This is a genomic window from Pseudomonas sp. NBB (assembly GCF_032701105.1).
GTDB lineage: Bacteria > Pseudomonadota > Gammaproteobacteria > Pseudomonadales > Pseudomonadaceae > Aquipseudomonas > Aquipseudomonas asiatica.
In genome coordinates this window covers 3,388,922-3,413,244 of sequence record NZ_CP103994.1, presented here as the reverse complement: position 1 = coordinate 3,413,244, position 24,323 = coordinate 3,388,922, and the positions used below count along the sequence as shown (strand labels likewise).

Sequence of the window (24,323 nt, the reverse complement as noted above, 5' to 3'; positions counted from 1 at the left end):
ATTGCCATGGCCACTCCCGCAGACACCCCGATTCCCTCCGCCGCGCCCGAACCGTCGCGCAAGCGCAAGGCCTGGCTGCTTGGCCTGGTGTTGCTGCTGATCCTTGCCGGCGTCGGTGCCTGGGCCTGGTACAGCCTGGTCGGGCGCTGGCACGAAAGCACCGACGATGCCTACGTCAACGGCAACGTGGTAGAGATCACCCCGCTGGTCACCGGCACTGTCACCAGCATCGGTGCCGATGACGGCGACCTGGTCCACGCCGGCCAGGTATTGCTGCAATTCGACCCGGCCGACAGCCAGGTGGCCTTGCAGGCCGCCGAAGCCAGGCTGGCGCGCAGCGTGCGCCAGGTGCGCGGGTTGTACAGCAACGTCGACGCGCTCAAGGCCCAGCTGGAAACCCGCCAGGCCGAGCTGCGCAAGGCCCGCCAGGACTTCAACCGGCGCAAGGTACTGGCCGACAGCGGCGCGATAGCTGCGGAAGAATTGTCCCATGCCCGCGACGACCTGAGCGTGGCCGAGGCCGCCGTCAACAGTGCACGCCAGCAGCTCAGCACCAGCAGCGCACTGGTCGACGACACCGTGGTGTCCTCGCACCCCGAGGTGATGGCCGCCGCCGCCGACCTGCGCCAGGCCTACCTCGACCATGCCCGCACCACCCTGGTGGCACCGGTCACCGGCTACGTTGCCAAGCGTACCGTGCAGCTGGGCCAGCGCCTGCAACCGGGCACCGCGACCATGGCGGTGATCCCGCTGGACCAGGTGTGGATCGACGCCAACTTCAAGGAAACCCAGCTGCGCGACATGCGTATCGGCCAGCCGGTGCAGATCAGCGCCGACCTGTACGGCAGCGAGGTCAGGTACAGCGGCACGGTCGACAGCCTTGGCGCCGGCACCGGCAGCGCCTTCGCCCTGTTGCCGGCGCAGAATGCCACCGGTAACTGGATCAAGATCGTCCAGCGCGTGCCGGTACGCATCCACCTCAGCCCCGACCAGCTCAAGGACCACCCGCTGCGCATCGGCCTGTCCACCGTGGTCGAGGTCGACCTGCACGACCAGAGTGGCCCGGCCTTGGCCCAGCAGCCACCGCAGCAGGCCAGCTACACCACCCAGGTGTATGACCGCCAGCTGGTCGAAGCCGACAACCTGATCGCCCGGCTGATCCACGAAAACAGCGCAACCGGCAAGACGGCCCAGCGATGAGCAACAACGCTGCTGCCCAGTTCACGCCGCCGAGCCTGCTGCTGACCACCATCGGCCTGTCGCTGGCGACGTTCATGCAGGTGCTCGACACCACCATCGCCAACGTGGCCTTGCCGACCATTTCCGGCAACCTGGGGGTGAGCTACGAACAGGGCACCTGGGTCATCACCTCGTTCGCGGTGAGCAACGCCATCGCCTTGCCGCTCACCGGTTGGCTCAGCCGACGGTTTGGCGAGGTGAAGCTGTTCATCTGGGCCACGCTGCTGTTCGTGCTGGCCTCGTTCCTGTGCGGTATTGCCCAGTCGATGCCGGAGCTGGTCGGTTTTCGCGTGTTGCAGGGTGTGGTGGCCGGGCCGTTGTACCCGATGACCCAGACTTTGCTGATCGCCGTCTATCCCCCGGCCAAGCGCGGCATGGCCCTGGCGCTGCTGGCGATGGTCACGGTGGTGGCGCCGATTGCCGGGCCGATTCTCGGCGGCTGGATAACCGACAGCTACAGCTGGCCTTGGATCTTCTTCATCAACGTGCCCATCGGCCTGTTCGCCGCCGCCGTGGTCCGCCAGCAGATGCGCACCCGGCCGGTGGTCACCAGCCGCCAGCCGATGGACTACATCGGCCTGCTGACGCTGATCATCGGCGTTGGCGCCTTGCAGGTGGTGCTGGACAAAGGCAACGACCTGGACTGGTTCGAATCGTCGTTCATCATTGCCGGAAGCCTAGTCTCGCTGGTGTTCCTGGCGGTGTTCGTGATCTGGGAACTGACCGACCGTCACCCGGTGGTCAACCTGCGCCTGTTCGCGCACCGCAACTTCCGCGTGGGCACCATCGTGCTGGTAGGGGGCTATGCCGGGTTCTTCGGCATCAACCTGATCCTGCCTCAGTGGCTGCAGACGCAGATGGGCTATACCGCTACCTGGGCCGGCCTGGCGGTGGCGCCGATCGGCCTGTTGCCGGTGCTGATGTCGCCGTTCGTGGGCAAGTACGCCCACCGCTTCGACCTGCGTGTGCTGGCCGGGCTGGCGTTCCTGGCGATCGGCAGCAGCTGCTACATGCGTGCCGGGTTCACCAGCGAGGTGGACTTCCAGCATGTGGCGCTGGTGCAGTTGTTCATGGGTATTGGCGTTGCGCTGTTCTTCATGCCGACCTTGAGCATCCTGCTGTCCGACCTGCCACCGCAGCAGATCGCCGATGGCTCGGGCCTGGCGACCTTCCTGCGTACCTTGGGCGGCAGTTTCGCGGCGTCGCTGACCACCTGGATCTGGATTCGCCGGGCGGACCAGCACCATGCCTACCTGAGCGAGCACATCAGCCAGTTCGACCCGGCCACGCGACATACCCTGGAGCAGCTGGGCGGGGCCAGCCCGCAGAGCTATGCGCAGCTGGAGCAGATACTCAACGGGCAGGCGTACATGATGTCGACGGTGGACTACTTCACCCTGATGACCTGGGTGTTTGCCGGGTTGATCCTGCTGGTGTGGTTCGCCAAACCGCCCTTTACCGCCAAGGCGGGGCCGGCGTCGGCAGGGCACTGAGCCGGGCCAGAACAAGGCCCAGGCTCATTGCCAAATGCCATGTCAGGCACTCGCTGCTGCGTACCAGGGCCGCTGCATGCGCAGCACCAACCGGTCGATTTGCGGCACCAGCAGGTTGCCGGCCAGCACGGCGAAGCAGAGGCCATCGGCGTAAAGCCCGAACTCGCGAATCAGCTCGGTCAGCGTGCCGACGGTCACGCCGAAGAGGATGCGACCGGCGCGGGTATCGGGGCTGGTGACCGGATCGGTGGCGATGAAGAAGGCGGTGAAGAGATAGCCGCCGAGGCTGAGGTTGTAAACGGCTTCCTGCAGGCTGTGGCCGGCAGCCATGCACAGCAATACTGTGCTCGCGATCATCGCCAGCGGAATCTCGATGCGGATCACCCGCAGCGAAGCCAGCAGCAAACCGCCGGCAACGTAGCCGAACCCCGACAGATTGTGGGTGACATGGGTGAACTCGTTCTGCGCCAGTTGAGTGGCGCCGGCGAACGCATCGAGCTCCAGGCGTGGCACCAACTGTAGTTGTTGGAGCAGAACCGCCTTGGCGTCCAGGGTTGCGGTCCAGGGGGCATGGTTCGATGGCGCGGGGTACAGCTGCTGATAGAAGCAGATGGCAACGACCCCCAGGCCAACCATGGCAGGGTTGAGACGGTTGCGACCAAGGCCTCCACTGGCGTGCTTGCATAGTGCCAGAGCAGCAAAACTGGCCAGGGCGATCATCCACAACGGCACCATCAGCGGCAATGCCCGAGCCAGTATCAGGCCCAGCACCAGCCAGCTGAAGTCGCTCAAACCCTTGCGTACGTCATGCCCGCGCAGGCGCAGCAGGGCGGCTTCGAAGCCCAGGGCGAACAGCACGCACCAGAACACTTGCAACCAGACCACGACGCCGAATTGCCAGGCATACAGGACGGTGCCCGGCAGCAGGCACAGGACGACCAGCAGCATCACCGTGCGCAGCCGTTGCGGGATGGGGTGGCGTATCAGGCTCATGCGCGGACCTCCGTCTTGCTTTGGCGGAAGCGTTCGCGCAGCGGGATATTGCTTGGGCAGATGCTGCTGCAGCTGCCGCATTCGATGCAGGCATCCAGGCGCAGTTCCTGCAGGCTGGTCTTGTCCAGGCGCTCGGCGGCAGCGTAGAGGTCCAGCGGCCGCAGCGACATCGGGCAGACATCCACGCAGCGCGTGCAGCGAATGCAACTGCTGGCGGGGCGAGCAGCCGGCAGGTAGCGCTCGGCGCCGAAAATCAGGCAACTGCTGGTCTTGCTGACGAAGGCGTTGGCGTCCGGTAGCGGCTGCCCCATCATCGGGCCACCGACTTGGGTCAACTGCCCTGTGGGGGACGCGCCAGCAATCGCGCGCAGTTCGCTGACCGGGTAACCCACCGGCACCCGCACATTGCCGGGGCGCTCGCAGTCACCTGTCAGCGTCAGCACGCGGCTGGTCAGTGGTTCGTCCTGGAAGACGGCCCGGCCCAGCGCGTAGAGCGTTGCGACATTCAGGGCGAGGACGCCGATATCGGCGGGGCGCCTCCCCGGGGCCAGGTTGCGGCCACTGAGGCTCTTGATCATCAACGGCTGCCCACCTGCTGGGTAACGCTCCGGAAGTGGACAAATCTCGACCCGGGTGCGCGCCTGGCGTGCGGCGGCACGTAACGTGGCCATCGCCTCCGGTTTGTTGGTTTCGATGCCGAAACGGGTTGCCGTTATTCCCAGCAGCGCGGCGACATAGTCGGCGGCCTCGATCAACGCTTCGGCATTTTCACGCATGAGGCGGTCATCGCAGGTAAGGAAGGGCTCGCATTCGGCACCGTTGATCAGCAGCAGGTCGGGCTGCTGTGCGTCGGCCAGCTTGAGGGCCGTGGGGAAACCCGCACCACCAAGGCCGACTATGCCCATCTGCAATGCGCGCTCGACCAGCGCCTCTGGCGTTTGCGGCAGGCCCGGTGCCGGGCGTTCGAGCCACTCGTCCAGGCCATCTGCGTTCAGGATGACGGCCATGACTGGCTCGGCCGAGTCGGCCGCGAAGACGTGATCGATCCGGTCCACGATGCCGGAGGTACTGGCATGCACCCAAGCGGTGGTGTTGTCGCCAATACCGATCACTTCGCCCTTGCGCACATGCTGCCCCGGCTGCACGCAAGGCTGGACAAACCGCCGACCCCGCCCGAGCGGAATCGCCAGCTGGATTTTACCGACCACGACCGGGGCAACCGGCGTAGCGTTGGATAGTTCCTTGTATCCCCTGAGCTCGATCCCTCCGTGCCAACTACGCTGAGAGGATGAGGCGATGGCCAGCAGACGGCGCCAGAAAGGTTTCTGTTGCGGCTGACGCTGGGCGCGGATGCGGCTCTGCAGGCGTTCGACGCTCTGCAACGAATGGCTAGACATGTAATGTCCTCCAATTTTTGGGCAAAGAACGCCCCTGTGCGCTTATGCACATGGTTGTCTTATTGCTTCCGGGACGTTAAGCGGAAAGGGAGGGGGATGAATGATCACCCGCGCAGATCAGAGTGTTCGATGAGGAGTTTGTTCGGTTTTTGACCAGGTTTGCTGATGAACGGTAGGCCAATTGCCATCTCGCAACTCTGGTGAAATAGCCTGCGCCGCGTACGGGCGGCCAGAGTCTGCGAGGTGTCCAATGATGCGCGCAAGCCTGCTGGTGATGCTGGTGACGTTGCTGTATGGCTGCGGCGACAGGATTGAACGCTTTGGCGGGCCGACCATGGGGAGTACGTATTCGATCCAGTACGTACCCACTGCACAGACGCCCGATTCGCGGCAAGTAAAGGCCGAAGTCGAGCTTGTTCTCCAGGCCCTCGACAAGCAGTTCTCCAACTGGCGCGGCGATTCCGTGGTTTCCCGCTTCAACAACCTGCCGGCCGGCGCCTGTCAGGCAGTGCCGCAAGAGATGCAGCAATTGCTGGCGTACGGTGTTTCTCTGTTCCGCGAGAGTGGCGGGGCTTTCGACCTGACGGTCTTGCCATTGATGAACCTCTGGGGCTTCGGCCCGCAGTCACGCGGTAGGCAGGTGCCGGACGCCAGCACGCTGGCACGGGAGCAGGCACGGGTAGGGCTGCAGCACTTGCACCTGGATGGAGAAAAGCTGTGCAAGGATGTGGCGGCGCAGCTGGATTTCGACAGCATGCTCGCCGGTTATGCAGTGGATCGGGTGGGCGACAGGCTTGCGGCCCTGGGTATCCAGGCCTATCTGGTCGAGATCACCGGTGAACTCAAGGGCGTCGGCCGCAAGCCGGATGGCTCGCCCTGGCGCATCGCCCTCGAGGTACCGAGTGGTGGGGGCGAACAGCAAGTGGAGCGCGCCATCGCCCTGGATGGCTACGGCGTTGCCACCGCCGGCGATTACCGCAACTATTTCGAGGAAGGTGGCCAGCGTTATTCGCACACCTTCGATCCCCGTGTCGGCAGGCCGGTCAAGCACGCGCTGGCGGCAGTGTCGGTGGTCGACCCTTCGGTGTTGCGTGCCGATGCCCTGGACACACTGTTGATGGTGCTGGGCCCGGAGGAAGGCTATGCCTTCGCCGAGCGGAATGAAATCGCTGCCTACTTCATCATGCACCAGGGGCTGGGTTTCGTTGCGCGGGCGACGCCGCGGTTCGAGACGTTGTTTCCCGGGCAAGGCAAACCCACGCAGTAGCAGAAGGAAAGGTCATTCCCACGCGCTGCCTTTTCCCCTATTGTCGATGCTCCCTTTCCAAACGATTAGCAGACCCATGGAGCAAGTCATAGTCATCACCGGTGCCAGCCGCGGCATCGGCGCCGCCACGGCGCTGCTGGCCGCCCGTCAGGGCTACCGCATCTGCATCAACTACCACGCCGACGACCAGGCCGCCGAGGACATCCTCGGCCAGGTCCGAGCCCTGGGCGCCAAGGCCATCACCGTGCGCGCCGACGCCAGTGTCGAGGATGAGGTCATCCAGCTGTTCCAGCGCGTTGACGAAGAACTCGGCCCGGTCACCGCGCTGGTAAACAACGCAGGCACCATCGGCCAGCAAAGCCGGGTTGAGGACATGTCCGAATTCCGCCTGCTCAAGGTCATGAAGACCAACGTCGTCGGCCCCATGCTCTGCGCCAAGCACGCACTGAAGCGCATGGCACGCCGGTACGGCGGGCCGGGCGGGGCCATCGTCAACGTGTCGTCGGTGGCCGCCCGCCTGGGCTCGCCCAACGAATACGTGGACTATGCCGCTTCCAAGGGCGCCCTCGACACCTTCACCATTGGCCTGGCAAAGGAAGTGGCAGGCGAGGGCGTGCGGGTAAATGGTGTGCGGCCAGGCTATATCCATACCGGGTTCCACGCGCTGTCGGGCGACTCCGACCGGGTCAGCAAGCTCGAGCCCGGCTTGCCCATGGGCCGCGGCGGGCGCCCCGAGGAAGTGGCCGAGGCCATCCTCTGGCTGCTCTCGGACAAAGCCTCGTACTCCACCGGCAGCTTCATCGACCTGGGCGGCGGGCGCTGAGCGCGCCGGTCAATCCTCCAGCAGCGTGCGTACCCGTTCGGCCAGCACTGCCAGCTCGAACGGCTTGGTCAGCACCTGAGTGCCTTGCAGCAACTGGCCGTCACTGAGCGCCGCGCTTTCGTCGTAGCCGGTGATGAACAGTACCTTGAGGTCGGGGTGGCGCTCGCGGCAACGTTCAGCCAACTGGCGGCCATTCAGGCCGCCGGGCAGGCCGATATCGCTCAACAGCAGGTCTGGCCGCTCGCCAGCTTGCAGATGGGCGAGGGCAGCCGGGCCGTTCTCGAATGCATCGACCCGATAACCCAGTTCTTCCAGCACCTCGCAGACGACCACGCGCAAGGCGGCCTGGTCTTCGACCAGCAGGATACGCTGCGTGGCGCCGCTGCTTTTTTCCAGCAGTGTGTGCAGTGGCCTGGGTGCCGGGGCTTCGGGGTGCTGGTGGTGGCGGGGAAGCAGCAGCTCGATGCGGGTGCCTTCGCCAGGTGTCGACAACACCCGTAGCTGCCCGCCCGACTGGCGCACGAAACCATAAGTCATCGACAAGCCCAGCCCAGTGCCCTGGCCCATGGGCTTGGTGGTGAAGAACGGGTCGACGGCGCGCTCGGCCACCTCCGCCGACATGCCCTTGCCGTTGTCGCTGATGCTCAGCCGTACGTATTCGCCAGCTGGCAGTTCCAGTGCACGGGCTTGCTGGTCGTCGAGCAGCAGGTTGTCACCGAGGATATCGATCACGCCGCCGGCAGGCATGGCATCGCGGGCATTGATGCACACGTTGAGCAGGGCGCTTTCCAGTTGCGGCGGGTCGATGAAGGTCGGCCATAGCTGGCAGGGGAATTGGCTGGTCAGGGTGATGGAGGGGCCGATGGTGCGGCGCAGCAGCTCCTCCATGCCGCCCACCAGCGTGGCCACCTGCGTGGAGCAGGGCTGCAGGGTCTGCTGACGGGAAAATGCCAGCAGCCGGTGTACCAGCGAAGAGGCCCGCTGCGCCGAGCCGCTGGACAGCTTCAGCAATGGCTCCAGGGCGTCGAAACGGGATTGCTCCAGGCGTTGGCGCATCAGCTCCTGGGCACTGAGGATGCCGCCCAGCAGGTTGTTGAAGTCGTGGGCGATGCCGCCACTGAGCTGGCCGACCGCTTCCATCTTCTGTGCCTGGCGCAGGGCTTCCTCGGCCTTGGCCTGTTCTGCCAGTGCCGCATTCACCCGTTGTTCCAGTTCCTCGTTCAGGCGCTGCAGGGCCTGCTCTGCCCGTCGGCGTGCAGTGACGTCCTTGAACAGTACCGCCACCTGGCGCTTTTCGGCAGGCTCTACGCGGAAGGTGGTCACCGACAACACATGGCCGGTGGCGACCAGTTCCTGCTCGAAATGCAGCGGCTCGCCCGTACGCAGCACCGCGCCATAACGGGCGACCCAATCGTCGGCCTCATCGGGCACCATCTCGCGCAGTTTCTGCCCGACCACGTTGGGGATGCCGGCATGCTTGGCATAGGCCGCATTGGCCAGCACATGCACATAGTCGCTCAGTGGGCCGTGCGGGCCGTCGAAGAACTCGATGATGCAGAAGCCTTCGTCCATGGTGTCGAAGAGCGAGCGGTAGAAGTCCTGATCGTGTTGCTGATGGCTTGCCAGGCGGGCTTCCAGCAGCGCGTTCTGTTGCTGCAGGGCTTCGACTTGTTGGCGCAGTGAAAGCAGGTCGCGGGAGGGCATGCCGACGTCCGACAGTGGATGAAGCCCAGACTTTAGCGTGTTCGGCAACAGGCGAATAGCCAGTCAACGCGGGTGTGACGCAATGCCCAACAGGCGCTCGATCCGTTCGCCGAGGGTGTTCAGGTCGAGGGGTTTGTGCAGCAGTTCGGTGCGCCTGCCGGGCCGGGCACAGTGCACCGTTTCGGCAGTCTCGTAGCCGGTAATCAGCAATACCGGGGCATCCGCCACAAGGTCCTGGCAGGCCTCTGCAAGCTGGTAACCGTCGAGTCGCCCAGGCAGGCCGACATCGGTGATCAGCAGGTCCGGTGGCGGCCCTTTCTGCAACGATTCCAGAGCCCGGTGGCCACTCTCGAAAGCCTGCACCTGATAGCCCAGTTCCGTCAGCACTTCGACCAGTACCAGGCGCAGGGCCGGTTGGTCCGCCACCCGCATGATCCGGTGCATCCGCGGCTGCAACGTCGCGGTGGCGGATGTGGCTGGCTCGCCGTGGCCGGTTGCGCAAGCGCTCTGGTCACGGGGCAGGTACAGGTGAACGCAAGTGCCTTGCCCGGTGACGCTGTCGATCAGCAACTGCCCCCCGGACTGGCGAACAAAACCATAGGCCATGGACAATCCCAAGCCAGTGCCCTGGCCCAGCGGCTTGGTGGTGAAGAAGGGCTCGAAAGCGTGTTGCAGCACCTCACTGGGCATGCCCACGCCGGTGTCCTCGACACGAATGTGCAGATAGTGCCCCGTCGGCAGGTCCAGGCGCTTGGCCTCGGCCGCTGCGAGATCGGCGTTTTCACAACCGATGCGCAAGGTGCCGCCCAGCGGCATGGCGTCACGGGCATTGATGCACAGGTTGAGCAGAGCGTTCTCCAGCTGCTGCGGATCGATGCGGATCGACCATTGCGCGGCCAGCGTGCGGTCCTGGAAGTCAATGTGCGGGCCGGTCGAGCTGCGGATCAGGTCATGCATGTCGGCGACCAGGCGGTGCACATCCACCGCTTGTGGCATCAGCGTCTGTTGGCGCGAAAAGGCCAGCAACCGCTGCACCAGGGCTGCGGCGCGCATTGCGTTGCTGCGGCCGAGCCCGAGCATGCGGGCGGTGTCGGCAAGGCGTTGCTCGCCCAGGCGCTGCTCTGCAAGCTCCAGCGCGCCAAGCAGGCTACCCAGCAAGTTGTTGAAGTCGTGGGCGATGCCGCCGGTCAACTGGCCGACCGCCTCCATTTTCTGCGACTGGCGCAGGGCCTCTTCGGCCTGGCGCAGGCGTTCCTGCTCGGCCATGCGCTCGGTGATGTCATAGGCGAACAGGTACCCGCCCTGGACTTGCTGTTGTGCATCGAGCAATGGGTGATAGCGGATTTCGTAATGGCGGGGGGCATCGGAGGGGCCGAGTGAGATAGTGTCGATGAAGGCTTCGCCGGCCAGCACGCGTGGCCACACCGGTGCCAGGCGGCCCATGATGTCAGGGTGGTTGAGCAGAATTTGTGGCACGTAATCGCCGATCTGCGGCACGAAGCCCCGGTAATGCTCGAAGGTTTCCCGGGCCGTGCGGTTGATCGCGACCAGGCGCTTCTCGCTGTCGGCGGCAAACACGTTGGCCCGGCTGTTGTCGAGCAGTTCGCCCAGTAGCTGGATGTGGGCCTGTGCAGTGTCGTCGCGCTCTGCCAGGCGAGCTTCCAGTTCTGCGACACGCGCTTGCAGTTGTGCCAATGACGGGAGCGAGTCTGCTTGCATGGCGAGGGCCCGGTGAGCGGATCGGGCAACTATAGCCGCCCACCGGGGCGCCAGTCATCAGAACGAGCGGATGATCCGCCCCAGGGTTTCCATGGCCCGTTCGGCATCCTCATGCCAGGGGCTGCCGTAGTTCAGGCGGATGCAGTTGCCGAAGCGCCGGGTGGGCGAGAAGATCGGCCCGGGGGCGATGCTGATGCCTTGGGCCAAGGCCATGTGGAACAGCTTGAGGGCGTCCATCTGTTCGGGCAGCTCCAGCCACAGGAAGTAGCCGCCGGACGGTTGGCTGACCCGCGTCTGCGCCGGAAAGTGCCGGGCGATGGCCGCCAGCATGTTGGCCTGCTGGCCTTCCAGGGCATAGCGCAGCTTGCGCAGGTGGCGGTCGTAGCCGCCGTGCTGCAGGTAGTCGGCGATGGCCGCCTGCGCCGGCATCGAGGCGCACAGCGAGGTCATCAGCTTGAGCCGCTCGATCTTCTGTGCAAAGCGCCCGGCTGCCACCCAGCCGATGCGGTAGCCAGGTGCCAGGCTCTTGGCGAACGAGCCGCAGTGCATCACCAGCCCCTGGGTGTCGAAGGCCTTGGCCGGTTTGGGTGCCTGTTGCGCGTAGTACAGTTCGGCGTACACGTCGTCTTCGATCAATGGCACCTGATGACGCGCCAGCAGCTCCACCAGTGCCTGCTTTTTCGCCTCCGGCATGCTGGCGCCCACCGGGTTCTGGAAGTTGGTCATGCACCACACGGCCTTGACCGGGTGTTTCTCCAGCGTTTGCGCCAGCACGCCCAGATCCATGCCTTCGCGCGGGTGCACAGGAATTTCCACGGCCTTTAGCTTGAGACGCTCCAGTACCTGCAGGCAGGCATAGAAGGCGGGGGCTTCGATGGCCACCAGGTCACCGGGCTGGGTGACGGCCTGCAGGCACAGGTTCAGGGCTTCCAGCGCGCCGTTGGTGATCAGCAACTCCTCCATTGGCAGCATCAGCCCGCCAACCATGTAGCGCAGGGCAATCTGCCGGCGCAGCTGCGGGTTGCCGGGTGACAGGTCGGTCACCACCATGCGCGGGTCCATGCTGCGGCTGGCGCTGGCCAGCGAGCGCGACAGGCGTTGCAGCGGAAACAGCTCGGGGCTGGGAAAGGCCGAGCCGAACGGCACGGTGTTGGGGTCCTTGATCGAGTCGAGGATCGAGAACACCAGCGCGCTGACGTCGACATCGGTGGACTCGCTGACCGGCTGCAATGCCTGCGGCTCGCTGAACTGGCGCGGGGCGTGGGCATTGACGAAATAGCCCGAGCGCGGCCGGGCGCGGATCAGCCCGCGCCGCTCCAGCAGGTAGTAGGCCTGGAACACGGTGGACGGGCTGACCCCGTGGGTCTGGCTGGCATAGCGCACCGAGGGCACGCGCTGGCCGGGGCCCAGCACCCCGGAGCGGATCAGTTCGGCGATGTCGTCGGCAAAGCGTTCGTAGCGTTTCATTCTGGCCTTCTGTCGAAGCCTGGCAGGCAAGGTGGAATCAGTGTAAGGGATCAACGGTTCATCGGCGCGACGAAGCGGCTGTGGGCCACGCTGCGGATGGCGGGGTCGTCGCGCTCGCTGATTTCGAAGCTCAGCGTCTGCGAGCTGCTGGCCGGGCGCTCGGCGAGCATCGCCACCGACACCGGCAGTTCACTCATTTCACCGGCCGGGATCACGAAGGAGGTCTTGCCCTGCAGGCTGAAGCCGTCGGCGTCCAGCAGGCGCAGCTCATAGTGCCGGGTGCTTTCGGTCTTGTTGATGACCTTGAGCAGGTAGATGTTCTCGATCTGGCCCTGGGCATTCTCGCGGAACAGGCCGCGGTCCTTGATCACGTCCAGCGACACCATCGGGCGCAGCTGCAAGGCCACCACCAGTGCCGCGATCATCACCCAAAGCGCGGCGGCGTAGCCCAGCAGGCGCGGGCGAAGCCAATGGGTGGTGCCACCTTGCAGGCTGCGTTCGGACTTGTAGCCGATCAGGCCACGGGCGTAGCCCATCTTGTCCATTACCCCGTCACAGGCATCGATGCACGCCGCACAACCGATGCACGCCATTTGCAGGCCGTCGCGGATATCGATGCCGGTGGGGCACACCTGCACGCACAAGGTGCAGTCGATGCAGTCGCCCAGGCCCTGGGCGCGGAGGTCACTGCCTTTCTTGCGCGGGCCACGGGCTTCGCCGCGACGCGGGTCATAGGCGACCGCCAGGGTGTCCTTGTCGAACATCACGCTCTGGAAGCGTGCATAAGGGCACATGTGCAGGCACACCGCTTCGCGCAGCAGGCCGGCATTGATGTAGGTGGCGGCGGTAAAGAACAGCACCCAGAACAGCGCCACGCCGTCCAGTTGCAAGGTGAACAGTTCCGCGGCCAGTGGGCGGATCGGGGTGAAGTAGCCGACGAAGGTCAGCCCGGTGAGCACGCCAATGGCCAGCCACAGGCTGTGCTTCAGCGTGCGACGGGCCAGTTTGCTCAGGCTCCAGGGCGCGGCGGCCAGCTTGATGCGCTGGTTGCGGTCGCCTTCGGTGACCTTCTCGCACCACATGAACAGCCAGGTCCAGGTGCTCTGCGGGCAGCTGTAGCCGCACCACACGCGGCCGGCATATACGGTGATGGCGAACAGGCCGAAGGCGCAGATGATCAGCAGCGCCGACAGCAGGATGAAGTCCTGCGGCCAGAAGGTGGCGCCGAAGATGTGGAATTTGCTGTTGCCCAGGTCCCACAGCACGGCCTGGCGGCCGTTCCAGTTCAGCCAGGCGGTGCCGAAGAACAGCACGAACAGGGCGCCGGCGAAGCCGATGCGCAGGTTGCGGTACAGCCCGGTGAAGCTGCGGGTATGGATGCCATTGTCGGCGCGGCGTGGCTGGGGGCTGGCTGGGGCGGTGGCGATCTCTGTAAAAGGGATTCTATCGTTCATGGCTCGGTGCTCATCAGGCCTCGATCAGGCATGAGCACTATGGCCCTGAGGCTGTTATCAGCACAGGCTCAGATTTTGCGATAAAAACCGTATCAGATTTCCCGGCGGGCCCCGCCAGGCCTCAGATTACCGAGCCTGGCGTGCTGGCCTTCAGATGCCTGCGGCTATCCACCGCACCCGCCACGGTCAGTGCATCGGCCTCGGCTTCGGTGATGGGCACACGCTGGCCGGCGAGCAGGGCCACGGACATGCGCAGCTGTTCGTCGGTGACGATTTCGATGGACGGGCCATCACCCTCGATGCGCAGGTCTTCGGCGATCAGGGTGCAGCGGCGGGTGGTTTCGTCGATTTCAATGGGCATGGGGTGGTCCTCCTGGGGGTTACAGGGGTGGACCACAGGGCGGGGCGGGTTGCTGCATCCGGAAGCTGAGCGGCACTTTGTCATTTACCCGGAGGTCAACCCTTGCAGATGGCAGGCCCGGCCTCTTCGCGGGTAAACCCGCTCCCACAGGGTTTGCACAGGTTTCAATGCAGTGCAGTACCCGCGAAGAGGCCGAACCTGACAACACAATGCTCCACATGGGAAGAAAGCAATGGACCTCATCTGGCAAGCAATCCAGGCCGAATTCGCCGATATCACCGACGAGCGCGAGGTCACGCAAATCCTCGTACGCCTGCTGATGGCAGCCCTGCTTGGCGCTGTGCTGGGTTTCGAGCGCGAGCACAAGGGCAAGGCCGCCGGGGTGCGTACGCATATGCTGGTTTCGCTGGGCGCCGCGCTGTTCGTGCTGGCACCGAGCATGGCCGGGGCCGACGAGCAAGCGCTGAGTCGCGTTATCCAGGGCATTGTCGCCGGTATCGGTTTTCTGGGTGCCGGCACCATTCTCAAGGGTAACGGCCAGGACGCCAGCCATGTGAAGGGCCTGACCACTGCCGCCGGGTTGTGGATGACCGCCGCCATCGGTACGGCAGCCGGCATGGGCCGCGAAGCCACGGCGTTGATCAGCACGATACTGGCCCTGCTGGTGCTGGGCACGATGCCGTTGCTGGTGGACAAGCTCGAAGGGCAGGATGAGGGAAAGCAGGAGGAGGAAGAGGGCAGGAAGCACTGAGGGGAGCCGAAGCTCCCCTCAAAGCGTTGTTGCCTGCTCTTTTTTTATTATTGGGACCGGCCTGTTTTTGTTTTTGTCAGCCTGTCCTGGTGTTGCGGGCGACCCCCATGCGGGGTCAAGAGCAAACGTATTTTTTTGAGCGCTGACCTGCTTTCATCATTGCTGATCCGAACTGGCTGCCGCTACCTGGAGGTAGTTTTATTGTTCTGTGCCAGACCGCGGGGCGTACCCCTGAAAAGCGTGTCGACTCCAAAAAAATCTGCTTGCTACGCCTCTGCCGTGTTGTTCTTGTTATGTCAGAGCCGTTACCTGTTGTTTTTATTGGGTGTCACATTTTTTTTGTTGTTGTACCAGAGATATAGCAGGGTGCGTGCCAACTTTTGCAAACCCTTTAAAATCAATCACTTGGCGATTTCAGTCGAAATCGACCGGCCTGAAATTCTGCCGATTTGTTTCCCTGTTACCCGATTTTTTGCTGCAAAACGTGGGGGCGGTAACACTCCACCCACACCAATGTGACACCTGTATGACCTATTGCGCGCTGCGCGCCCGTGCTACCCGCGACCCGTTGTCGCGGCCCAGCACGCTGCTGATGCGGCGGCCGGCGGCGATCAGTCGGTCCAGGTCGATGCCGGTTTCAATGCCCAGCCCCTGCAGCAGGTACACCACGTCTTCACTGGCGATATTGCCGGTAGCGCCTTTGGCATAGGGGCAGCCGCCCAGCCCGGCCACCGAGCTGTCGAACACGCTGATGCCTTCGAGCAGGCTGGCATACACGTTGGCCAGGGCCTGGCCATAGGTATCGTGGAAGTGCCCGGCCAGTTGCTCGCGCGGTACCTGTGCAGCGACCACCTCGAACAGGCGCCGGGTCTCGCCGGCGGTACCGGTGCCGATGGTGTCACCCAGCGATACCTCGTAGCAGCCCATGTCGTGCAGGGCACGGGCCACCGGGGCGACCTGCTCGGCGCTGACCTTGCCTTCATAGGGGCAGCCGAGCACGCACGACACATAGCCGCGCACGCGCACACCGTGGCTGCGCGCGGCTTCCATGATCGGCTCGAAGCGCTTGAGGCTGTCGCTGATCGAGCAATTGATGTTGCGTTGCGAGAAGGCTTCGGAGGCGGCGGCGAACACCGCCACTTCCTTCACGCCGGCGGCCAGGGCGTCCTCGAAACCGCGCAGGTTGGGGGCAAGCGCCGCATAGGTGACACCCGGGCGCTGGTGGATGCCGGCGAACACTTCGGCGGAGCCGGCCATCTGCGGTACCCACTTGGGCGAGACGAAACTGCCCACTTCGATATAGGCCAGGCCCGCTTCGGTGAGGTCGTCCACCAGGCGCACCTTGTCGGCGACGCTGATGGGCTGGGCTTCGTTCTGCAGGCCGTCGCGGGGGCCTACTTCGACCAGGCGGACGTGTTTGGGCAAGGACATGGCGGGTTTCCTGTGGCGTTCAGCGGTTGTCTTTATTGTTCAGGGTGGCGGCCAGGGCTTGTTCGCAGCGCTCCTGGGCGGTGTCCAGCTCCAGCTGCATCTGGTGGATGTCGAGCATCTGCTGTTCCAGCTGGGCGCGGCGCTCGGCGATTTTCGCCAGCATGCTGTTGAGCTGCTTGAGGTTGCCGCTGGAGGGGTCGTACAGCTCGATCAGCTCGCGGCATTCGGCCAGCGAAAAGCCGATGCGCTTGCCGCGCAGGATGAGTTTCAAACTGACTTTGTCACGCGCCGAATAGATACGCTCCAGGCCACGGCGCTCGGGGCTCAGCAGGCCCTGTTCCTCATAGAAGCGGATGGCGCGGGTGGTGATGTCCAGTTCGCGGGACAGGTCGGAAATGCTGTAGGTCTGGGTGCTCATGCTGGGGCTCGGCGTGGGGTATGCGGGTATCCTGAGGGCAGGTTGACGTATACGTCAAGCAGGGGCGCGGGATGTGTGTTGCCTGTGCCGGCCTCTTCGCGGGTAAACCCGCTCCCCTGTAGGAGCGGGTTTACCCGCGAAGAGGCCCGCACAGGCGAAAAATTTACTCAGACAACCCCGACCTGCGATACCCATTCGGCGTCTGCCCAGTCAACCGCTTGAACCACCGGGCAAAATACGTCGGGTCGGTAAACCCCAGGCTATCCGACAACTGCCCGATGCTCATCCGCGTATAGATCAGGTTGCGCCGGGCCTCCAGCAGCAAGCGCTGGTGCACCACCTGCAGCGCGGTCTGCCCACTTAGTGCCCGGCACAGCTGGTTCAACTGCAAACTCGGAATATTCAACCGCGCGGCAAAATCCTCCACCGACAGGTGCTCACGGTAATGCGCCTCGACCAGGCGCAGGTACTGCCCCAGCAAGTGGCGGTCACGTTCATCGCGGTTGCGCGGTGCCTGTACCAGCTGCTGGCGGCGGCTGATCCACACCATCAGCGCCGTCACCAGTGCTTCGAGCAAGGCTGCCCGCGCCGGGGCGTTGCCCTGGTACTCCTGCTGCAGGGTCTCGATCAGGCTGCGCAGATGCACCCGGTCCCGGCCAAGCGGGTAACACGCCGCCTTCGCCAGTACCGCCAGCGGCGCGCCCAGGCGCTGCTCCAGGTTGGCCACCAGTGCCGTGCCAAAGGTCAGCACATGCCCCTGGATATCGGCGCTGAAGCGAAACCCGTGCACGGTCATCGGCGGTACCACCTGGATTGCCGCTTCGCTGATGGCGCTGCGCCCCCCCTCGATCTCCACTTCGGCCCGGCCGCGTTGCACATACAGCAACTGGAACAGCTCGGCGTGCTGGTGCGGCTTGATTTCCCAGTGATGCAAACGGCTACGCGCCGGGATCGACTCGCAGTGCAGCAGGTCGGTGCCGGGCCAGGCCTGGTTTTCGCCGTACAGCTTGAACAAGGGGACGCCGGGGAGGGTGGATTTCATGCGGGCAGGCCTGTTCGTTAATCGAACGTTTTTTGTAAAAGTGCAGGTTATGCATGGGATATCACACTTCAATGGCTGTTTTTGCCAGTAAAAATGCAAGGGCAAACCCTAACAGCAGATGCCGCCCCACTGCCAGTCCAGGGCCGGCATCGTCCGCACAGAGACAACAACAATGAAAACTCAGGTCGCAATTATTGGTGCAGGTCCGTCTGGCCTGCTGCTGGGCCAACTGCTGCACAAGGCCGGTATCGATACCGTCATCGTCGAACGCCAGACGCCCGAATACGTGCTTGGCCGCATCCGTGCCGGGGTGCTGGAGCAAGGCACGGTCGACCTGCTGCGTGAAGCCGGTGTGGCCGAGCGCATGGACCGTGAAGGCCTGGTACACGAGGGTGTCGAACTGCTGGTCGGCGGGCGCCGCCAACGCCTGGACCTCAAGGCCCTGACCGGTGGCAAGACGGTGATGGTATACGGCCAGACCGAAGTCACCCGTGACCTGATGCAAGCACGTGAAGCCAGCGGCGCGCCGATCATCTATTCGGCAAGCAATGTCCAGCCGCACGAACTCAAGGGCGAACAGCCCTACCTGACCTACGAAAAAGACGGCCAGATGCACCGCGTGGTCTGCGACTACATTGCCGGTTGTGACGGCTTCCACGGTGTCTCGCGGCAGAGCATCCCCGAGGGCATCCTCAAGCAGTACGAGCGGGTCTACCCGTTTGGCTGGCTGGGCATGCTGTCAGACACGCCACCGGTCAACCACGAACTTATCTACGCCCACCACGAACGCGGTTTCGTGCTGTGCAGCCAGCGTTCGCACACCCGTAGCCGCTACTACCTGCAGGTGCCGCTGGACGAGCAGGTGGAGGCGTGGCCCGACGAGCGCTTCTGGGCGGAGCTGAAGGCACGCTTGCCCGAAGACGTGGCTGCGCGCCTGGTCACCGGCCCGGCCCTGGAGAAGAGCATCGCGCCGCTGCGCAGCCTGGTGGTCGAGCCGATGCAGTATGGCCACCTGTTCCTGGTCGGTGACGCCGCACATATCGTCCCGCCGACCGGCGCCAAGGGCCTGAACCTGGCGGCATCGGATGTCAACTACCTGTACCGGATCCTGGTCAAGGTGTATCGCGAAGGGCGCACCGACCTGTTGCAGCAGTATTCGCCGCTGGCCCTGCGCCGAGTGTGGAAAGGCGAGCGCTTCAGCTGGTTCATGACCCAGCTGCTGCATGACTTCGGCAGCCACAAGGACGCCTGGGACCAGAAGATGCAGGAAGCCGACCGCGAGTACTTCCTGACCTCGCCGGCGGGGCTGGTGAACATTGCCGAGAACTATGTAGGGCTGCCGTTCGAAGAAGTGGCCTGACCTGTAGGAGCGGCCTTGTGTCGCGAAAGGGGTGCGAAGCGCCCCCAGGGTCTTCGCATTCCTGCAAAATTGCTGGGGCCGCTTTGCGGCCCTTTCGCGACACAAGGCCGCTCCCACAGGTACAGCAGCGCCTGTGAGGCAAGCGATTACATGTGGGAGCGGCCTTGCGTCGCGATTGGGCTGCAAAGCAGCCCCGGCATTCGAAAGTCAGCATTGGCTAGCGAGCCAGTAACGCCTCCATCTCCCGATACCCCCGCTGCCGCGCATGCTCCAGCGCGGTCACCCCGTCCTTGTCGGCAATCTGCCGATCCGCCCCGGCCGCCAGTAGCCGGCGCACGATCTCAACATGCCGCGGCCCGCCGTCACCGAGGATCACCGCCTCCAGCAGCGCAGTCCAGTGCAGGCGGTTGAGATGGTTCACGTCCACCCCGGCATCGATCAGCAACTGCACGGTCTCGACATGCCCGCGTTCGGCGGCGGGTATCAGCGCAGTGCCTCCATACCGGTTGGTGCTCTTGAGGTCGGCACCGTGGCTCAAGGTCAGCCGCAGGATGTCGTTCAGGCCACGCGCCCCGGCATACAGGTACGGGCTGTCGTCGATGTTGTCCTTGGCATTCACATCGGCACCGGCCTCGATCAGCGCTTTCGCGGCCGCAACCTGGTTGCCATGGGTAGCCACCAGCAGGGCAGTGCGCCCTTGATCGTCACGGCTCTCCAGCTGCGCACCTTGTGCCAGAAGTTGTTGCAGGGTGCGCACATCATCGTGACGGGCAGCGTTGTGCAGGCGGTTGTCCATGGCAGTGCTCTCGGCGTGGGCGGCAAGGCTGGTGCACAGGGCGAACAGCATCGCAGCAAGTAGTGAACGCATGGGGGCAGGCTCCTCGATGACCTGCCCGCATCCTAGAAAAAACACGCCAGGGCTTGAAGTTAAGTTTGCGCATGACAGACAGTGCCTTGCTGAATAGGTAATGGCAGGAAGCACAACGATGACATTCTCCACCCCCCTGATGGGCGCCTTGTGCCTGGTAGCTGCCAGTGGCTGGGCCTGTGCCGACCAGGTGCTGCCCGCGCCACCGGAACTGGCCTCCGGCTACCGCACTGGCCTGCAGCCGGTGCATGCCAGCCGGCACATGGCCGCAGCTGCCAACCCGCTGGCCAGCGAAGCGGGGCGGGCGATGCTGCGTGCCGGTGGCAGCGCCATCGACGCGGCCATCGCCATGCAGATGGTGCTGAGCCTGGTCGAACCGCAATCCAGCGGCATTGGCGGCGGGGCGTTCATCCTCTACTGGGACGGCCAGCGCGTGCAGGCCTTCGATGGCCGCGAGGCAGCCCCGGCGACGGTAACGGAAAACCTGTTCCTGCAAGCCGATGGTTCACCGATGCCGTTCAGGACGGCGCAGATCGGCGGGCGTTCGGTGGGCGTACCAGGGGTTCTGCGTGCCCTGAAGCTAGCCCATGAGCAGCACGGCAAGCTGCCCTGGCGCGACCTGTTCGCCCCGGCCATTGCGCTGGCGCGCAACGGTTTCGCGGTTTCCGAACGCCTTCACACCCTGGTGGCGGGCGACCCGTTCATTGCCCGCTCACCCGCCATGGCCCGCTACTTCCTGGATGAACAGGGCAAGCCACTGGCGGTGGGGACTACCTTGCGCAACCCCGAGCTTGCGCAAACCTTCGAGCAGATTGCCGAGCAGGGCCCCGAGGTGTTCTACAGCGGCGAGATCGCCGAAGCCATCGTCGCCAAGGTGCGCAGCCATGCCAATGCCGGCTACCTGTCGCTGCAGGATATGCAGCAGTACCGAGCCAAGGTGCGCGAGCCGCTGTGTGGCCCCTACAAGGCCTGGCGCATCTGTGGCATGCCACCGCCATCGTCGGGCGGGGTGACGGTGCTGCAGACCCTGGGCATCCTGGAGGCACTGCAGCGGGCTTCGCCACAGCGCGACCTTGCCGCCATGCGGCCGCTGCGCACTTCGACCGTTGCCGGGCTGGAAGCCCCGCCGCTGGCCGTGCATCTGGTTGCCGAGGCCGAGCGCCTGGCCTATGCCGACCGCGCCCAGTACCTGGCCGACAGCGATTACGTGCCGGTGCCGCTCAAGGCCCTGACCGACTCCGCATACTTGGCCAGCCGCGCGGCGCAGGTCGGCGAGTACAGCATGAAACGCGCCCGCCCGGGCCAGCCGCAGGGGGCCGATCTGGCCCTGGCGCCTGACCGCTCGCCGCTGCGCATTTCCACCTCGCACCTCAGCGCGGTGGATGACCGCGGCCAGGCCCTGGCCATGACCACTTCGGTGGAAGCAGCGTTCGGCTCGCACCTGATGGTCAAGGGCTTCTTGCTCAACAACCACCTGACCGACTTCTCGTTCATCCCCCGGGAACAAGGCAAGCCCGTGGCCAACCGGGTGCAACCGGGCAAGCGGCCGCTGTCGGCCATGGCGCCGACCCTGGTGTTCTCGCAAGCTTCCGGAGAGCTGGTGGCCAGCCTGGGCTCGCCCGGCGGCTCGCAGATCATCGGCTACGTGAACAAGGCGCTGATCGGCCTGCTGGATTGGCAGCTCGACCCGCAGCAGGCCGCCGGCCTGCCCAACTTCGGCAGCCGCAATGCCGGCACCGAAGTAGAGGCGGGTTTGGCCAGCCCGGCACTGATCCGGCAGTTGGCAGCCTGGGGGCATGAGGTGACGCCGATGATCATGACCAGTGGCATGCAGATCATCCAGCGCAGTGGCGAGGGTTGGTCGGGTGGTGCCGACCCTCGGCGCGAAGGCGTGGCAGTCGGCGACTAGCGGTGTGCGTTGCGGTGCAGCAGGTGGCGTGATAGAAGTCAGTCTTGCCATTCAAAAGTTGAATACCAAGATGTCTATCAGCGTGAAATCGAATAGGGCCCTGTTCGACCTCGACCTGCTGCGTGCCATTGTCGTGGTGGCCGATTGCGGCAGCTTCACCACGGCTGCTGCGCGCCTGCACTCCACCCAATCGACCATCAGCCAGAAGGTGCGCCGCCTGGAGGATATGGTTGGCCACCGTCTGCTGGTGCGTGGCAATCGCGACGTGCTGCCGACCGACGCCGGGCAGACCCTGCTCGGCTATGCCCGGCACATGCTGGCCCTCAACGACCAGATGCTCGAAGCCTTGGCCGGGGCGATGGTTGGCATGACCGTGCGCCTTGGCGTGCCCGAGGACTTCGTGGGCGGGCGTACCACCAATGCGCTGTCGGCGTTCAGCCGGCTGCACCCGCAGGTGAAGCTGGAAGTGACCAGCGGCCTGTGCCGCGACCTCAGCCAGGCCTACGACAACGGTGAGCTCGACCTGGTGTTGCTCAAGCAGCGGCGCAACAGCCGCGAAGGCGTGGCCTGCTGGCCCGAGCGCCTGCAGTGGATCGACAGCGCGCGCACGCCCGCCTTCGAACTGGACCCGATCCCGCTGGTGACTTTCCCGCCCCGAGGCCTGTACCGCGACGACATGATTACCGCCATCGAAGGCATGGGCCGGCGTTGGCGCATCAGCTTCACCAGTTCCAGCCTCAGCGGCATCCAGGCAGCGGTCGCCGATGGTATGGGCATCAGCCTGCTGCCGCCACGGGCGGCGACCGGCGAACATCGGGTGCTCGGTGCGGAGCAGGGGCTACCTGAGGTCGACAGCTATGAAATCGTCATCGTCCACCGGCCGACGGCGGATGTGATGGTCAAGGCGCTGGCCGAGGTGATGACGCAATTGCTTGCGGGTGGCGGGATCTGACAGGGTTGAGGCCGGTGCAGGTTTTCAATGCCCTCTAGGGCTGGCGCTCGGCCACCGCTCGCAGGGTCCGCAACGTCACCACTGGCGCATCCACCACAAACCGGTTGGCCAGCCACCCCGGCACATCCCCGGCAGGGTCGGCTTGCAGCTGGTAAGTCACCTCGGTCCTGCGCTCACCCAGCGGTTTCATCCGCCACTCGCCGTTGAGCTGCTGCACACGGATCAGCCCATCTACCTTGGGGATCCTGTCTGGCTCGGCGCTCAGGTGGCGCAGCAGCGTGCCGTCGTCCAGGCGTTCGGTGGTGACCTTCAGCACGATGTCCCGCGGCATCGTCGGCCACGGCAGGTTGGTGGTCAGGTACACCCAGGTGTTTTCGCCCTGCACATCCAGCAAGCGCATCTCGGCGCAGGCGTACAGCCACTTGCAGGCCACCCGCAGGTTCTCCTGCAGGTCGGTGAGCGTGCGAACGCTGGCTTTCATGGTGCTGACACCACGGAATTGCTGGTAGGGCGAGTCGGGGGCGGCGCTCAGGTAAACGCGGATGCCTTCGCGGTCGTAGGCCAGGTTCCAGTCATCGGCGGCTGGGGCGGGGGTGCAGAACAGCAGGGCGGTGAGCAGCAGGCAGCGGTTCATGGCTGGTACCGCACGGGGGCAGGATTTTCAGTATGCGGCTACTGGGGCTGCCTTGCAGCCCTTTCGCGACACAAGGCCGCTGCCACAGGGTTCGGGGTACACCGCACTTTTGTGGGAGCGGCCTTGTGTCGCGAAAGGGGCGCAGAGCGCCCCCAATGCATCAACGCTTAGGGTTGAGCGTCAGGTGCACATGACGGTTCACGTCCTTGTACAGCAGGTAGCTGAACTTGCCTGGGCCGCCGGCGTAGCAGGCTTGCGGGCAGAAGGCGCGCAGCCACATGAAGTCGCCGGCTTCCACTTCGACCCAGTCCTGGTTCAGGCGGTACACCGCCTTGCCTTCCAGCACGTACAGGCCGTGTTCCATTACGTGGGTCTCGGCGAACGGGATCACGCCGCCCGGCTGGAAGGTGACGATGTTCACGTGCATGTCGTGGCGCATGTCGGCCATGTCGACGAAGCGGGTGGTGACCCAGCGGCCTTCGGTGCCCGGCATCTCGATGACGGTGGCGTTGTCACGGTGGGTGACGAACGACTCGGGAACGTCCAGGCCTTCGACCTTCTGGTAGTGCTTGCGCAGCCAGTGGAAGGTGACGTTGGACTTGCTGTTGTTGCGCAGGCTCCACTCGGCGCCCGGGGCCAGGAAGGCGTAGCCGCCCGGTACCAGGGTGTGGTGCTTGCCTTCGACGGTGATGTCCAGTTCGCCTTCGACGATGAACACCACGGCTTCGGCGTTCGGGTCCAGCTCAGGGCGCTCGCTGCCGCCTTCCGGGGCCACTTCGACGATGTACTGGGAGAAGGTTTCGGCAAAACCGGTCAGCGGGCGGGCGATGACCCACATGCGCATCTTGTCCCAGAACGGCAGGTGGCTGGTGACGATGTCACGCATCACGCCCTTGGGAATGACGGCATAGGCTTCGGTGAACATGGCACGGTCAGTCAGCAGCTCGGTCTGAGCCGGGTGCCCACCGTGGGGGGCGAAGTACGAATGGTTCGACATGGACGATCTCGACTTGTTGTTCTCTCCCCATGCCGTGAACCGCA

Annotated in this window: 21 protein-coding genes; 8 read left to right on the top strand and 13 right to left on the bottom strand. The window is 64.7% G+C overall.

Annotated features, from left to right (window positions below; all coding sequences use genetic code 11):
• Positions 1 to 6 precede the first annotated feature (6 nt).
• Positions 7 to 1,200: an HlyD family efflux transporter periplasmic adaptor subunit gene (locus NY023_RS15935; protein WP_013972943.1), complete on the top strand. Its 1,194-nt coding sequence runs from the start codon at positions 7 to 9 to the stop codon at positions 1,198 to 1,200.
• Entirely contained in the window at positions 1,197 to 2,732 is a 1,536-nt protein-coding gene (locus tag NY023_RS15930) for a DHA2 family efflux MFS transporter permease subunit (RefSeq protein WP_013972942.1), read from the top strand. The genes NY023_RS15935 and NY023_RS15930 overlap by 4 nt, the downstream gene beginning before the upstream one ends.
• A 42-nt stretch (positions 2,733 to 2,774) precedes the next feature.
• Here the strand turns inward: NY023_RS15930 and NY023_RS15925 are convergent, their stop codons facing one another.
• Both NY023_RS15925 and rsxC read right to left on the bottom strand, forming a co-directional pair.
• Positions 2,775 to 3,725, bottom strand: a complete 951-nt coding sequence (locus NY023_RS15925; protein ID WP_013972941.1) for an RnfABCDGE type electron transport complex subunit D — start codon at positions 3,723 to 3,725, stop codon at positions 2,775 to 2,777.
• The gene (gene rsxC / locus NY023_RS15920; RefSeq protein ID WP_013972940.1) at positions 3,722 to 5,122 is read right to left on the bottom strand and encodes an electron transport complex subunit RsxC; all 1,401 of its coding nucleotides are present in this window, start codon (positions 5,120 to 5,122) and stop codon (positions 3,722 to 3,724) included. The genes NY023_RS15925 and rsxC overlap by 4 nt, the downstream gene beginning before the upstream one ends.
• Before the next feature lie 250 nt (positions 5,123 to 5,372).
• Here rsxC and NY023_RS15915 point away from each other — a divergent pair, with 250 nt between their 5' ends.
• Together NY023_RS15915 and NY023_RS15910 are read left to right on the top strand one after the other, a co-directional pair.
• On the top strand, positions 5,373 to 6,389 hold the full coding sequence (locus NY023_RS15915; RefSeq protein WP_013972939.1) for an FAD:protein FMN transferase: 1,017 nt from the start codon (positions 5,373 to 5,375) through the stop codon (positions 6,387 to 6,389).
• A 76-nt stretch (positions 6,390 to 6,465) separates the two neighbouring features.
• Positions 6,466 to 7,212, top strand: a complete 747-nt coding sequence (locus NY023_RS15910; RefSeq protein WP_013972938.1) for an SDR family oxidoreductase — start codon at positions 6,466 to 6,468, stop codon at positions 7,210 to 7,212.
• A gap of 9 nt (positions 7,213 to 7,221) precedes the next feature.
• On the opposite strand, the gene NY023_RS15905 is transcribed toward NY023_RS15910, so the two are convergent.
• From NY023_RS15905 to NY023_RS15885, 5 genes are all read right to left on the bottom strand, one after another.
• Entirely contained in the window at positions 7,222 to 8,916 is a 1,695-nt protein-coding gene (locus NY023_RS15905) for a response regulator (protein WP_013972937.1), read from the bottom strand.
• 63 nt (positions 8,917 to 8,979) lie between these two features.
• Positions 8,980 to 10,635 carry a PAS domain-containing sensor histidine kinase gene (locus NY023_RS15900; protein WP_044047076.1) on the bottom strand — a complete coding sequence of 552 codons (1,656 nt, stop codon included), beginning with the start codon at positions 10,633 to 10,635 and terminating at the stop codon, positions 8,980 to 8,982.
• A gap of 57 nt (positions 10,636 to 10,692) precedes the next feature.
• Positions 10,693 to 12,102, bottom strand: coding sequence for a GntR family transcriptional regulator MpaR (mapR, locus tag NY023_RS15895; RefSeq protein ID WP_013972935.1), 1,410 nt, complete (start codon positions 12,100 to 12,102; stop codon positions 10,693 to 10,695).
• Positions 12,103 to 12,152: 50 nt separating this feature from the next.
• Entirely contained in the window at positions 12,153 to 13,556 is a 1,404-nt protein-coding gene (gene ccoG / locus NY023_RS15890; protein ID WP_013972934.1) for a cytochrome c oxidase accessory protein CcoG, read from the bottom strand.
• 121 nt (positions 13,557 to 13,677) lie between these two features.
• Positions 13,678 to 13,917 carry a DUF3203 family protein gene (locus NY023_RS15885; RefSeq protein WP_013972933.1) on the bottom strand — a complete coding sequence of 80 codons (240 nt, stop codon included), beginning with the start codon at positions 13,915 to 13,917 and terminating at the stop codon, positions 13,678 to 13,680.
• A gap of 232 nt (positions 13,918 to 14,149) precedes the next feature.
• On the opposite strand from NY023_RS15885, the gene NY023_RS15880 reads away from it, so the two are divergent.
• Positions 14,150 to 14,668, top strand: coding sequence for an MgtC/SapB family protein (locus tag NY023_RS15880; RefSeq protein ID WP_013972932.1), 519 nt, complete (start codon positions 14,150 to 14,152; stop codon positions 14,666 to 14,668).
• A gap of 531 nt (positions 14,669 to 15,199) precedes the next feature.
• Here NY023_RS15880 and NY023_RS15875 read toward each other — a convergent pair.
• The 3 genes from NY023_RS15875 to NY023_RS15865 all read right to left on the bottom strand — a co-directional run bounded on the left by NY023_RS15875 (position 15,200) and on the right by NY023_RS15865 (position 17,559).
• Positions 15,200 to 16,099, bottom strand: coding sequence for a hydroxymethylglutaryl-CoA lyase (locus tag NY023_RS15875; protein ID WP_013972931.1), 900 nt, complete (start codon positions 16,097 to 16,099; stop codon positions 15,200 to 15,202).
• Positions 16,100 to 16,118: 19 nt separating this feature from the next.
• Positions 16,119 to 16,517: a MerR family transcriptional regulator gene (locus NY023_RS15870; protein WP_013972930.1), complete on the bottom strand. Its 399-nt coding sequence runs from the start codon at positions 16,515 to 16,517 to the stop codon at positions 16,119 to 16,121.
• Positions 16,518 to 16,680: 163 nt separating this feature from the next.
• A complete protein-coding gene (locus tag NY023_RS15865) occupies positions 16,681 to 17,559 on the bottom strand; it encodes a helix-turn-helix domain-containing protein (protein ID WP_023661265.1) in 879 nt (292 codons plus the stop codon).
• A gap of 172 nt (positions 17,560 to 17,731) precedes the next feature.
• Here NY023_RS15865 and pobA point away from each other — a divergent pair, with 172 nt between their 5' ends.
• Entirely contained in the window at positions 17,732 to 18,919 is a 1,188-nt protein-coding gene (gene pobA, locus NY023_RS15860; protein WP_044047075.1) for a 4-hydroxybenzoate 3-monooxygenase, read from the top strand.
• A 217-nt stretch (positions 18,920 to 19,136) separates the two neighbouring features.
• Here pobA and NY023_RS15855 read toward each other — a convergent pair whose 3' ends face one another.
• The gene (locus NY023_RS15855; protein WP_024087255.1) at positions 19,137 to 19,787 is read right to left on the bottom strand and encodes an ankyrin repeat domain-containing protein; all 651 of its coding nucleotides are present in this window, start codon (positions 19,785 to 19,787) and stop codon (positions 19,137 to 19,139) included.
• A 118-nt stretch (positions 19,788 to 19,905) separates the two neighbouring features.
• On the opposite strand from NY023_RS15855, the gene ggt reads away from it, so the two are divergent.
• The gene (gene ggt / locus NY023_RS15850; RefSeq protein WP_044047074.1) at positions 19,906 to 21,696 is read left to right on the top strand and encodes a gamma-glutamyltransferase; all 1,791 of its coding nucleotides are present in this window, start codon (positions 19,906 to 19,908) and stop codon (positions 21,694 to 21,696) included.
• Between the two features lie 70 nt (positions 21,697 to 21,766).
• The gene (locus NY023_RS15845) at positions 21,767 to 22,648 is read left to right on the top strand and encodes a LysR substrate-binding domain-containing protein (protein WP_015270644.1); all 882 of its coding nucleotides are present in this window, start codon (positions 21,767 to 21,769) and stop codon (positions 22,646 to 22,648) included.
• Positions 22,649 to 22,682: 34 nt separating this feature from the next.
• Here NY023_RS15845 and NY023_RS15840 read toward each other — a convergent pair whose 3' ends face one another.
• Entirely contained in the window at positions 22,683 to 23,282 is a 600-nt protein-coding gene (locus tag NY023_RS15840; RefSeq protein ID WP_003257236.1) for an START domain-containing protein, read from the bottom strand.
• Positions 23,283 to 23,442: 160 nt separating this feature from the next.
• A complete protein-coding gene (locus tag NY023_RS15835; protein WP_013972924.1) occupies positions 23,443 to 24,279 on the bottom strand; it encodes a bifunctional allantoicase/(S)-ureidoglycine aminohydrolase in 837 nt (278 codons plus the stop codon).
• Between the last annotated feature and the right edge of the window lie 44 nt (positions 24,280 to 24,323).